The 12,809-nt window shown below is 66.7% G+C and carries 9 protein-coding genes; all 9 read left to right on the top strand.

Going from position 1 to position 12,809, the window contains the following annotated elements:
* Positions 1-158 precede the first annotated feature (158 nt).
* The 9 genes from ECTPHS_RS01090 (at position 159) to tcuB (ending at position 12,806) form a co-directional block, all read left to right on the top strand.
* A complete protein-coding gene (locus tag ECTPHS_RS01090) occupies positions 159-497 on the top strand; it encodes a cysteine-rich small domain-containing protein (RefSeq protein ID WP_008930822.1) in 339 nt (112 codons plus the stop codon).
* A 116-nt stretch (positions 498-613) separates the two neighbouring features.
* Positions 614-775 (top strand): hypothetical protein, encoded by a 162-nt coding sequence (locus ECTPHS_RS14740; RefSeq protein WP_008930821.1) that lies wholly within the window; start codon positions 614-616, stop codon positions 773-775.
* Between the two features lie 69 nt (positions 776-844).
* The gene (locus tag ECTPHS_RS13830; RefSeq protein WP_008930820.1) at positions 845-4,186 is read left to right on the top strand and encodes an ATP-binding protein; all 3,342 of its coding nucleotides are present in this window, start codon (positions 845-847) and stop codon (positions 4,184-4,186) included.
* Complete coding sequence (locus tag ECTPHS_RS01080; protein WP_008930819.1) at positions 4,183-5,142, top strand: diguanylate cyclase; 960 nt, start codon at positions 4,183-4,185, stop codon at positions 5,140-5,142. Before ECTPHS_RS13830 ends, ECTPHS_RS01080 begins: the two co-directional genes overlap by 4 nt.
* 150 nt (positions 5,143-5,292) lie before the next feature.
* The gene (gene bchE, locus ECTPHS_RS01075) at positions 5,293-7,002 is read left to right on the top strand and encodes a magnesium-protoporphyrin IX monomethyl ester anaerobic oxidative cyclase (RefSeq protein ID WP_008930818.1); all 1,710 of its coding nucleotides are present in this window, start codon (positions 5,293-5,295) and stop codon (positions 7,000-7,002) included.
* A 224-nt stretch (positions 7,003-7,226) separates the two neighbouring features.
* Positions 7,227-8,717 carry a cobyric acid synthase gene (locus ECTPHS_RS01070; RefSeq protein WP_168044632.1) on the top strand — a complete coding sequence of 497 codons (1,491 nt, stop codon included), beginning with the start codon at positions 7,227-7,229 and terminating at the stop codon, positions 8,715-8,717.
* A 5-nt stretch (positions 8,718-8,722) separates the two neighbouring features.
* Positions 8,723-10,282 carry a cobyric acid synthase gene (locus ECTPHS_RS01065; RefSeq protein ID WP_040404691.1) on the top strand — a complete coding sequence of 520 codons (1,560 nt, stop codon included), beginning with the start codon at positions 8,723-8,725 and terminating at the stop codon, positions 10,280-10,282.
* Positions 10,279-11,673 carry an FAD-dependent tricarballylate dehydrogenase TcuA gene (gene tcuA / locus ECTPHS_RS01060; protein ID WP_008930815.1) on the top strand — a complete coding sequence of 465 codons (1,395 nt, stop codon included), beginning with the start codon at positions 10,279-10,281 and terminating at the stop codon, positions 11,671-11,673. The genes ECTPHS_RS01065 and tcuA overlap by 4 nt, the downstream gene beginning before the upstream one ends.
* A complete protein-coding gene (gene tcuB / locus ECTPHS_RS01055) occupies positions 11,661-12,806 on the top strand; it encodes a tricarballylate utilization 4Fe-4S protein TcuB (RefSeq protein ID WP_008930814.1) in 1,146 nt (381 codons plus the stop codon). The genes tcuA and tcuB overlap by 13 nt, the downstream gene beginning before the upstream one ends.
* The last annotated feature ends 3 nt before the right edge of the window (positions 12,807-12,809 follow it).

The following is a 12,809-nucleotide window of genomic DNA, read 5'->3' as shown; positions in this document are numbered from 1 at the left end:
ACAGTTCCTGTGCGCGACCGGCTTTTTGCCACGGAAACGGGCATCCGCCCTGCATGAAGCATAGTACAGTCGTCGGACTTTCCCCGAACCCGCGCCGGCTTGACAACCGGCCGGCAATCCCCAAACCTGCCCTCCCGCGCAGGCCCCCGGAGGAGATCATGGAGCCCAAAGACAGCACCGAAAACGAGGCCTACAAGGGCTTTACCAATAGCGCCTGCCCGTTCATGCCCTGCCACCAGGGTGTCAGCCGGGAGTTCAACTGTCTGTTCTGCTACTGCCCGCTGATTGCCTATGAATGTCCCGGGCCTTACACGGTCTTCACCGACCCACGGGGCATGCGACGCAAGGACTGCAGCGACTGCACCCTGCCCCATGACGGCTACCGCCAGTCCTGGCACTTCATCCAGAAATGGCTGGAACGTCCGGTCCTGTGGGACGGTCATGAACAGACCCGCTACCGGGTGGCCCGGCCCGAGGACGCACAGCCGGAACCGTGACCCCGCGCATGGACGGGCTGGGCGCCGTTCTTCCGCGCAATGTCCTCAATCATCCGGTGCGTCTGCACCACCCCGGAAATATTGGTTAAGCCATCGGTTCAACAATCGGGGTAAGGATGAATCGCTGGACTCTCCGCCACGCCCTGGTGGTGATGGCGATCACCATGGGCATCGGCCTGCTGCTGGGCGGCATCGCCATCCAGCATATCGACCTGAAACTTCGCCAGGAATTGCTGGAGAAGGCGGGCAGGGTCCAGCTTGGCCTGGACATCGAGTAGATCCGCGCCCTGAGCGGCCACCCCGACGACACCGAACTGGAAGCCTTCCGCTCGCTGCAGTCCGCGCTGATGCGGGCGCGCCTGGACAACGAGCGCTATGCCTATCTCTATCTCCTGGGGCTGGATTCGACCGGCAGGGTGGTTTTCCTGGTGGATCAGCCATTCGCCCCCTGGGAAGAATGGACTGAATTGCCACCCGGCTCGATATTTGAAGAGCACTCGGCAGAGCTTGCCGCCGCATTCGAACACGGCAGACCCTTCGTGGAAGGCCCGCTGACCGACGAGTGGGGCACCTGGGTCAGCGCCATCCTGCCCATCCATGATCCCGACACCGACAACATACCGGCCATCCTGGGCATCGACGTGGATGCAGGCGCGTGGAAACAGGACATTGCCGGTCGGGCAGCCCTCCCCCTGGGCTTTTTCTGGAGCCTGTTCATCGGATTTGCCGCCGCCCTCGTCTCCACCCACCGGCTCCACGAATCCCCCCGACCCATCCTTGGCCGGCTGCTGATCCCGCTGGTGCTGATGCTCATCCTGCTGGTGAGCGGCTTCAATCTGATCGTCCTCTGGCTCCAGTCCGAACAGCTCCGGGAATCCAGCCGGGAGGCCTACACCGGGGTGCTGAGGGATATCCGCCATCTCCAGGGCGAGCAGACGCGCATCCTGAACACGAGTGCCGGGCTGCTGATCCAGCACCCGAGTCTGGAGCGGGCACTGCGCCAACCCGATGACACCGCGACAACAGGAGACGCCCGCGATCTGCTGCATCAGTTCGCCTCGCTCCACCCATTTCGTTACGCGGCCCTGCTGACCCCGCAAGGCGAGTGCCGGGCCTGCACGGCCCGGATGCCCGCCGAACTCCAACCCCTTTGGGGATACCCGCCGAGCGGAGACCAGGCACCATCACGACTGGTGCTGGACGAGACAGGAAGCCTGCTCATGCAGGCCACCCGCCCGATCCTGGACGCCCGGGAACGGCGGCTCGGCACCCTGGAACTTGCACTGTCCTTCGATCAGGTGCTTGCCGGCAGCCATCTGCGACCGGACATGGAACTGGCCTTCATCGCACCGGCATCCGAACCGGGCGGCGATGGGTCGAGCGGACATCGCCCCCGGTCCGGTACGCTTCTCTATGCCTCCGACCCGCTGCTGCGGGAGATCCTCGCGCCCTTCGTCGCCGCGCCACCCATGCATGCCTTGCGGGACATCCCCTTCAGGGACGGGCACTGGCGCCTGACGGCTCTCCCATTCCAGGACGCCGGCGGGTACCGGATCGGCAACCTGTTGCTGCTGCATGACATTTCCGAGCTCCAGGCGGCCCACGGCAGGGTTCTGGGTCTGTCCGGCGCATGGACCCTGGTGCTGCTGGGAGGCCTGCTCGGGTTCCTGATTGTGCTGCTACGGCGGACCGATGCCGGCATCCGTGAACAGCAAAGGGAACTGCGGGAGAGTGAGCGGCGCTTTCGGAGTTTTTTCGAGAACAACAGCGCCGTCATGCTGCTCATCAACCCCCGTGACGGAAGCATCGTCGATGCCAACCCCGCCGCCGTCCGGTTCTACGGTCATGAGCCGGCAACGCTGCGCACCATGAGCATATTCCAGATCAACAACCGGCAGGAGGCGGAAATCAGGTTGGCGATGCAGCAGGCCCTGCAACAAATCTGCAATCAGTTTGAATTTCAACATCGTCTGCATGACGGCGACATCCGCCATGTGGAGATCCATTCCACGCCACTGGACCTGGATGGGCAGACCCTGCTGTTTTCCATCATCCATGACGCCACGTCCCGTCATCAGGCCCAGCAGGCGCTGGTGCGGGCCAAGGAGGCCGCCCTCATGGCCAGCCAGGCCAAGAGTGATTTCCTGGCCAACATCAGCCATGAGATACGCACCCCGATGAACGGCATCATCGGCATGGCGGAACTGCTCAAGGATACCCCGATGGCACCCCGGCAGGCCGAATACGTCCGTGCCCTGCTCTCCAGCGCAAGAACGCTGATGGACCTCATCAACGACATCCTGGACTTCTCCCGCATCAAGAGCGGCAAACTGGAACTGGAGGAGATCCCCTTCTCCCCGCAGGAGCTGCTGGACAGCGTGACCGGAACCCTGATCCCCACCGCCCATGCCCGGGGCCTCACGCTGCAGTGTCACGTTGAACCGGATGTACCGGCATGGCTGGTCGGGGATCCGACCCGGCTGCGCCAGGTCCTGTTCAACCTCACCGGCAATGCCGTCAAGTTCACCCACACAGGCGGCGTACGGATCACGGTCAGCCGACAGGCACGGGAACAGGGACGCGGGCTGCTGCAATTCGCGGTCGCGGATACCGGGATCGGCATCGCGGCGGACAAGCTGGACCTGCTGTTCCAGAAATTCACCCAGGTGGATGCCTCCACCACCCACCGCTACGGCGGTAGCGGACTGGGGCTGGCCATCTGCCGGCAACTGGTGGCGCTCATGGGCGGAGATATCCAGGTCGAGAGCCGGGAGGGACAGGGCTCCACATTCCAGTTCACGGTACCGCTCCAGGCCGCCACCCCGGCAAGGTTTGAGACCGCGCCGGAACGGAAACTCGACGGCGCCGGCAATCCCGACATTCGCATCCTGGTCACCGATGACAACCCGGTGAATCGCGAAGTGGCCATGGGCATCCTGGGCAAGCTGGGGCTGACGGCGGATTCCGTGCCTTGCGGCCGGGACACGCTGGCGACCCTGCGGGACCGCGACTACGATCTCTTGCTGCTGGATATCCAGATGCCGGACATGGACGGCCTGGAGGTGACCCGACGCATCCGCCGCGGTGAAGCCGGCCCGACCGCGCGGAACATGACGATCATCGCCATGACCGCCCAGAGCAACCCCGAGGATCAGGCCCTTTGTCGCGAAGCGGGCATGGATGGACACCTGGGCAAACCGCTGACCCCCGAGGTCGTGGCACGAACACTGCGGCCATGGCTCGGCCGGGATCCGGGGAATGAGTCACCCCCATCCGGTGTATCGACACGGCCATCACCCGCACCCGGTACTCTGATCTTCGACAGGCCGGGCATGGAGCGGCGCCTGCAGGGGGATCGGGATCTGCTTCGCAAGGTACTGGAAACTGCGCGGGCAGACCTGCCCCGTCAGGTCGAGACACTGCAACGGCTGCTGAACACACCCGGCAGCACGCCGGAACAGGTCCGTCGGCAAGCCCATGCCCTCAAGGGTGCCGCCGCCAGCACGGGAGGCGAGTGCCTGCGCCTGGCTGCCCAACGACTGGAGACGGCCGCAAACGACGATATCCGGGCCGCGGCCGCCCTGCTGCCGGATCTTGAACAGCAATGTAACGAATTGCTGGAGGCCTTGCGGCTTGTGCTGCGGGAGATGTCCGATCATGATCCACGACCCGATGCCGAAACGGCATGACCATCCGAGGTGACACGCCGGTGCGCATCCTGATTGCCGAGGACGACCTGACCTCCCGCACCCTGCTGGTATCGCTGCTGGAGAAAGCGGGGCATGAGGTGATCGAGACCCGGGACGGCATGGAAGCCTGGCGGATACTGCAGATGCCCGATGCCCCCCGGCTGGCGATCCTCGACTGGATGATGCCGGAGATGGACGGCATCGACGTGGTGCGCAAGGTGCGCGGCCTGCGGACCGAGCTGCCCACATTCATCATCATGCTGACCTGCCGGGATACCAAGGCCGACCTGATCCACGCCCTGGACAACGGTGCCGACGACTACCTGGTCAAACCCTTCGATGCCGGTGAACTGCGGGCCAGGATGGGCGTGGGCATCCGGATCATCCGGCTCCAGGACGCCCTGTTGCAGAGCCGTGAAGACATGGCCTACCAGGCCACCCATGACCCCCTCACCGGTCTTCCCAATCGCCGAGCCATCCTGGAACACCTGGAACGGGAGCGGGAACGCTGCATTCGCAATGGTGAAATGCTGGCCATCGGCATGTGTGACGTGGACCGGTTCAAAATCATCAACGACACCCACGGCCATCAGACCGGCGATGAGGTCCTGTGCGGGATTGCCCACCTGCTGCGCGAGAGCGTGCGATCCTACGATGCCGTCGGGCGCCTGGGGGGCGAGGAGTTCCTGATCGTTGCCGCCATGCCGGTCGGTGCCGATCCCTGGCAACTGTTCGACAAACTGCGCCAGCAGCTATGCAGGACCCCGATCGTGACCCGGGCCGGCGCCCTGCCCGTCACCCTCAGCATCGGCGCCTGCGCCGCCGACAGGGACAGCAGTCTGGATGAAATGCTGGGCCTGGCCGATGAGGCCCTCTACCAGGCCAAGAGCGAGGGACGCAACCGCACCGTCTGCAAGACCGGTGCCCTCGGGAACCTGGATGATACAAGCCCTTGACGCAGCGCATGTCAAGCTGTCCATCAAGGTTGACAGTGCCAAAAATCCACGGGTACGATCAGGCATTCCGGGGAACTTAGGAACGCCCCGCCTGTCTTCTTCACTTGCGGGGAAACCCGGGGGTGATAAATCCTTTCGCGGGAGCAATGTATGCGAATCCTCTTCGTCCATCCCAATTACCACTCCGGGGGCGCCGAAATCGCCGGCAAGTGGTCCCCCGCCTGGGTGGCCTATCTGGCCGGCTACCTCAAGTCCCACGGGTACACCGAATACGTCTTCGTCGATGCCATGACCGACGATACCCCGGATGAAGATCTGCGCAAGATCTTTGCCGAAGCTCAGCCCGACATCATTGCCTGTACCGCCGTCACCCCCGCCATCTACAAGGCCGAACAGACCCTCAAGATCGCCAAGGAGGCCTGCCCCAACGCCGTGACCCTGCTCGGCGGCATCCACGCCACCTTCATGTTCCAGCAGGTGCTCACCGAAGCCCCCTGGATCGACGCCATCGTGCGCGGCGAAGGCGAGGCCGTGGTGCTGGAAGTGGTCCGTGCCGTGGACGAGGGCCGCTGGGAATCGGGCCGTCAGGACATCAAGGGCATCGCCTACATCGAAGACGACAAGGTGGTCGCCACCCCCGCCGCGCCCACCATCCGCGACGTGGACTCCATCATCCCCGACTGGGGCGTGCTGGACTGGAAGAAATACATCTACATCCCCATGGGCGTGCCGGTGGCCACCCCCAACATGGCCCGCGGTTGCCCCTTCACCTGCAGCTTCTGCTCCCAGTGGAAGTTCTGGCGTGACTACCGGGTGCGCGATCCCAAGAAGGTGGTGGATGAGATCGAGATCCTGGTGAAGGAACACGGCGTCGGCTTCTTCATCCTCGCCGACGAGGAGCCCACCATCAACAAGGCCAAGTTCGTGGAGTTCTGTCAGGAACTCATCGACCGCGATCTGGGCGTGCTCTGGGGCATCAACACCCGCGTGACCGACGTCATGCGCGACGAAGACCTGCTGCCCTTCTACCGCAAGGCGGGCCTGGTCCATATCTCCCTGGGCACCGAAGCGGCGGCACAGCTCAACCTGGACATGTTCGTCAAGGAAACCACCGTGGCCCAGAACAAGCGGGCCATCGAACTGCTGCGCAATGCCGGCATCGTCACCGAGGCCCAGTTCATCGTCGGCCTGGAAAACGAGACCGCCGAGACCCTGGAAGAAACCTTCCAGCTGTGCATGGACTGGAACCCGGACATGGCCAACTGGGCCATGTTCACCCCCTGGCCCTTCTCCGACCTGTACACGGAGATGAAGGACAAGGTGGAGATCTTCGACTTCGAGAAGTACAACTTCGTGACCCCCATCATGAAGCCCAAGGCCATGACCCGCGGCGAACTGCTGGACCGGGTGATGCACAACTACCGCCGCTTCTACATGAAGAAGGCCTTCCTCGGCTATCCGTGGGAAAGAAACCCGCTGCGCCGCAAGTACCTGCTGGGCTGCCTCAAGGCGTTCCTGAAGAGCGCCTTCGAGCGCCGTTTCTACGACCTGGGCAAGGCCGGTTACTGGGGTCCCCAGTCCAGAAAGACCGTGAACTGGAACTTCGACACCTCCCGCACCCTGGTCAAGCCCGAGCCGCAGCTTGAGGAACAGGTCATCAAGTGGAAGAGTGCACCGCCCCGCAAGCGGGCCGGTGCCAAGGGCGCCGCCCTCAAGGCCTGCGGCGGCGGCGACGAGCAGCTGCCGGAGAACACCTCCAGCACCGCCCAGCAGGTGAAGATCTGCGGCGGCGGGGACCAGCAGCTGCCCGAGAGCATGGATGACGCCAAGATCAAGGAGAAGATCAAGGAAAACGCCTGAGACGCCGTTTAACGACAGCCAGGTCCGTCATTGACGCAAGGGCACCTTCCGGGGTGCCCTTCGTCGTTTCAAGGCATCGCCTTGCCCAAGCCAAATGCCTGCCTGTATCTTGACCCATCGCCTTTATCGTCACTGCCCAGGTATCCCCCGTGATCGAAGATCCCACCGCCCCCATCGATTTTCCCGCCCTGCCCGATCCCGGTCCCCGCAAGGCCCGGGCGCTGATGATCCAGGGCACCAGCTCCGACGTGGGCAAGAGCCTGCTGGTGGCCGGCCTGTGCCGGGCCTATACCCGCCGGGGCCTGACTGTGCGGCCCTTCAAGGCCCAGAACATGAGCAACAACGCCGCCGTCACCCGGGACAGCGACCTGCCGCCGGGGCCTGACGGACAGATTCCCCGCGGAGAGATCGGTCGCGCCCAGGCCCTGCAGGCCCGGGCCTGCAAGGTGGAGCCCTCCATCCACATGAATCCGGTGCTGCTCAAGCCCCAAACCCTGATCGGCTCCCAGGTGGTACTACGGGGGCGGGTGCTGGGCAACTGCCGGGCCAAGGTCTATCACAAGATGAAGCCCCAATTGCTGCCGGCGGTGATGGACAGCTTCCACCGCACCGCCGCCCAGGCGGACCTGGTGCTGGTGGAAGGGGCCGGCAGCGGCGCCGAGGTGTATCTGCGCAAGTCCGACATCACCAACATGAAACTGGCGCAACTGGCCGATCTGCCGGTGGTGATCCTGGGGGACATCGACCGGGGCGGCGCCCTGGCCGCCATCGTCGGCACCCATGCCCTGTTCAACGAATCCGAGCAGGCCCGGGTGGTGGGCTACATCATCAACAAGTTCCGGGGCGACCTCTCCCTGTTCGAGCCCGCCTGCGAACTGATGACCCAGCGCACCGGCTGGCCCTCGCTGGGGGTGCTGCGCTGGTTCGAGGGGGCCACCCGCCTGCCGGCGGAAGACTCCCTGGCCCTGGAACGTCCCGCCGACGGAGAGGGCCGGGGTCTCAACATCGCGGTGCCCCAGCTCTCCCGGGTGGCCAACTTCGACGACCTGGACCCGCTGGCGGCGGAACCCGGGGTGAGCGTGCGCTGGGTGAAGCCGGGCAATCCCATCCCCCGGGATGCCGACGTGATCATCCTGCCCGGCTCCAAGGCCACCCGCGCCGACCTGGAAGTGCTGCGACGGGAAGGCTGGGACATCGACATCCTCTCCCACGCGCGCCAGGGCGGCCGGGTGGTGGGCCTGTGCGCCGGCTTCCAGATGCTGGGCAGGGTGGTGCGGGACCCCCGGGGCATCGAGGGTGAACCGGGAGAAACCCCCGGGCTGGGCCTGCTGGACGTGGAAACAGAGATCGGCGCCGAGAAAAAGCTCATTGAACTGGGTGCCCGGGACACCCTGAGCGGCTGCCGGGTCACCGGTTACGAGATGCACATGGGGCGCACCCACGGCCCCGGCCTGGAACGGCCCTGGCTGATGCTGGATGACGGCAACGGCAACCCGCGGCCGGAAGGCGCGGTGTCCGCCGACGGCCGGGTCACCGGCGGCTATGTCCACGGCATCTTCGGGGATGACGGCTTCCGGGCCGCCTGGCTGTCCCGGGTGGGTGCCCAGGCCTCCGCCCTGGATTACGAGGCGCGGGTGGAAGCGGCCCTGGAGGCCCTGGCGGACCACTGCGAGGAGAACCTGGACCTGGATGCCCTGCTGGCCCTGGCTCGGTAGAGACCATGCCCTCACTACCCTTCACCCCACTCCCGAACGCCACACCGGCCCGCGCCCGCATCCTCATGATCCAGGGCACCAGTGCCGACGTGGGCAAGAGCCTGCTGGTGGCGGGCCTGTGCCGGGCCTATACCCGCCGGGGTCTGACCGTGCGGCCCTTCAAGGCCCAGAACATGAGCAACAACGCCGCCGTCACCATCGACGCGGACGCTCCGCCGGGTCCCGATGGCAGCCCTGCCCGGGGGGAGATCGGCCGGGCCCAGGCCCTGCAGGCCCTGGCCTGCGGCGCCCCCTGCTCGGTGCATATGAATCCGGTCCTGCTCAAGCCCCAGAGCGACCTGACCAGTCAGGTGGTGCTGCGCGGTCGCGTGCTCGGTAGCTGGGCCGCCGCGGATTACCAGGATCTCAAGCCCGGCCTCATGCCCGCTGTCCTGGACAGCCTGCGGCGCCTGGCCGCCGAGGCGGATCTGGTGCTGGTGGAAGGGGCTGGTAGCGGCGCCGAACGCTATCTGCGGGCCCGGGACATCACCAACATGGGTCTGGCGGAGGCGGCGGACATCCCCGTGGCCCTGCTGGGGGAGGATGCCCGCGGCGGCATGACCGCCTCGGTGCTGGGGGCCCATCAGCTGTGGACCGCCTCGGAGCGGGACCGGGTGAGCGGCTACATCGTCAATCGCTTCCGTGGCGATCCGCGGATTTTCGATCCCGCCCGCGAGGACATGACCGGAGCCACCGGCTGGCCCTGCCTGGGCCTGGTACGCTGGTTCGACGGCGCCGCCCGGCTGGCCCAGGAGGACTCCCTGGCCCTGGAACAACGCAGATCCCGCACGGGATCGGGTCTGCTGATCGCCGTGCCCCGGCTGTCCCGCATCGCCAATTTCGACGACCTGGACCCGCTGGCGGCGGAACCGGGCGTAAACCTGTGCTGGGTCAATCCCGGCGAACCGATCCCACGGGCGGCGGACGTGGTCCTGCTGCCCGGGTCCAAGGCCACCCGCACCGACCTGGAGATGCTGCGAAGGGAGGGCTGGGACATCGACATCCTGGCCCACGTGCGCCAGGGGGGCGGCGTGGTGGGGTTGTGTGCCGGCTACCAGATGCTGGGCAGGGTCGTGCGGGACCCCCAGGGTCTGGAAGGACCGCCCGGCGACACACCGGGCCTGGGGCTGCTGGATCTGGAGACCACCATCACCCGGGACAAGCGCCTGCTGGACCTGGATCAACTGGATCGTCGCAGCGGCCAACGGGTGCAGGGCTACGAGATGCACATGGGACGCACCACGGGGGCGGGACTGGCCCGCCCCTGGCTCATGCTGGATGAGGGGCCGGAAGGGGCGGAGTCTGCCGATGGACGGGTCATGGGGGCCTACGTGCATGGTCTCTTCGCCGGGGATGGATTCCGCAGCCACTGGCTCAAGCGCATGGGGGGCGAGGCCGGCGAGCTGCACCATGCCCGGCAGACCCAGTCCACCCTGGACACCCTGGCAGTGCAACTGGAAGAGGATCTGAACCTGGACCGGCTCTGGGACATCAGCCGCCCCATGGGCGCCCTGCCCCCGTCATGAACGACGTCCTGGTCATCGGCGGCGGCATCGCCGCCTTCTGTGCCGCCCTCGCCGCCCGCCGGGCCGGTGCCTCGGTGCAGCTGGTGGACAGCGCCCCCCGCTATCTGCTGGGAGGCAACGCCCGTCACTCCCGCAACCTGCGTCTGGTCCACGACGCCCCCTCCCCCCTGTTCCCGGGCCGTTATACCGTGGAGGAATTTCTCACCGACCTGCGGCGGGTCGGCGGCGGCCAGATGGATGAAGATCTGGCCCGTCTGATGGCGGAGCGTTCCCGGGAATTACCTGACTGGCTGCAGGCCCAGGGCGTGAGGTTCCAGCCCACCGGCGACGGCATGCTTCCCTGGTCCTGCAAGACCGCCTTTTTCCTGGGCGGCGGCAGGGCCATGATCAACGCCCTGGCCCGAACCGCCGAAGACCTGGGGGTGGAGATCCTGCACGACACGAAGGTTCTGGATGTCCGGCTACGGGCCGCGGACCACCACCACCTTCCGGCATGCCGGGAAGGCGCATCGTTGACCCTCTCGGCCCGCACCGTGGTGATCTGCAGCGGCGGCTATCAGGCCAACCCCGAAGCCCTGTCCCGGACCTGGGGCATCGATGCCGCGGCCTTCCTGGTCCGGGGCAGCCCCCATGTCCGGGGCGAGATCCTGCTGTCCCTGCTGGCCCAGGGCGCGGCGCCGGCGGGGGTTCCCGGGGCCTGCCATCTGGTGGCGGTGAATGCCATGGCCCCCGCCGCCGATGGCGGTATCGTCACCCGGGTGGACGGCATGCCCTGGGGTCTGGTGGTGGATCGGGACGGACGCCGCTTCCAGGACGAAGGGGCGGAGATCACCCCGCGCCGCTATTCCTTCTGGGGCCGCCGGGTGGCCCGCCTGCCCGGTGCCAGGGCCCACCTGATCCTGGACGCGGCGGGACTGCGCCGGGCGCCGCCCTCCATCTATCCCACCCACCGGGCGGATACCGTGGAGACACTGGCCCGGACCCTGGCACTGAACCCGGCGATCCTGCGGGACACGGTGGATCGCTACCACGCGGCCCTGCGGCCCGATGGCCCGGAGGACGGCCACACCGAGGGCCTGGAACCGCCCAAGACCCGCCGCGCCCTGCCCCTGACCACCCCGCCCTTCCATGCCTGGACCATGGCCCCCGGCATCACCTTCACCTGCCACGGCCTCAAGGTGGATGCCCGGGCCAGGATCATGACGGTCGACGGCCGGCCCTGCGACGGTCTTCATGCGGCAGGGATGATCATGGCCCCCACCGTCCTGGGTACCGGCTACGTGGCCGGCGCCGCCCTGACCGTGGGCGCCGTGTTTGGCCGCATCGCCGGGGAGGAAGCCGCCCGCCGGGTCCTGACACTGCGCCCCGAGGGAGAAAAATGCCTGAACTGAGTCCCCCGGATGCCTCCACAACACTCGCCGAAGCCCGCCGGGTGATGAACCTGTGCAACGTCTGCAGCTACTGCACCGGCTACTGCGCCGTGTTCCACGCCTCGGAACAGCGCCCGGACCTCACCCGGGACGACCTGCATTATCTGGCCAATCTGTGCCACAACTGCCGGGCCTGCTGGTATGCCTGCCAGTATGCTCCGCCCCACGAATTCGCCATCAACGTGCCCGCCACCCTGGCCCGGGTTCGCCACGACAGCTACCGCCATTACGCCTGGCCCCGTGCCTTCGCCGCCCTGCTGGCCCGCAGCGGTCCGGCCACCCTCATGGTGAGCCTGGTCGCCACCCTGCTGATCCCCCTGCTCACGTTGATACTGGTGCCCTGGGACACCCTGTTTGCCGTGCACCGGGAGGCAGGGGCCTTCTACGCGGTGATCCCCTGGGGGGTGATGACCACGGTGGCCCTGGTCACCCTGGGCGCATCGGTGCTGGCCCTGGGGATCGGAGTGGCCCGTTTCTGGCGGGACATCGGTCGGGGCGCACCGCCGGCCTCATCCTGGTGGCGGGCCCTGCCCCGGGCGGCGGCGGACCTGCTCACCCTGCGCAACCTGGACGGCGGGGGCGGCGGCTGCAATGACGTGGACGGGCGCTTTACCCAATGGCGACGGGGCTTTCACCATGCCCTGTTCTACGGTTTCCTGCTGTGCCTGGCCGCCACCACGGTGGCGGCCGGCTATCATCACTTCCTGGCCCTGGAAGCACCCTACCCCGTCTTCAGCCTGCCGGTGCTGCTGGGCACGGCGGGGGGTGTCGGCATGATGGCGGGAGCGGCCGGGCTGGTGTGGGTGAAACGGCGGGGGGACCCGGCACCCACCGCGGCGGAAACCCTGCCGGCGGATTACGCCCTGCTGGGTCTGCTGTTCGCGGTGGCCGCCACCGGCCTGGTGCTGCTGGCCCTGCGGGAGACCGCGGCCATGGGGCTGTTGCTGGCCCTGCACCTGGGCACGGTGCTGGGCTTCTTCCTGCTGGTGCCCTACAGCAAGTTCGTGCACGGGGCCTATCGGGGGGCGGCACTGCTGCGTCGCGCCATGGAGCAACGCCAGGGACCCGGAACCGGCATCACGGATAAGGAATGAGCA

It is taken from the genome of Ectothiorhodospira sp. PHS-1 (assembly GCF_000225005.1).
GTDB lineage: Bacteria > Pseudomonadota > Gammaproteobacteria > Ectothiorhodospirales > Ectothiorhodospiraceae > Ectothiorhodospira.
Note: the sequence above shows the minus strand (reverse complement) of the source record. Positions and strands in the feature narration are given on the sequence as shown.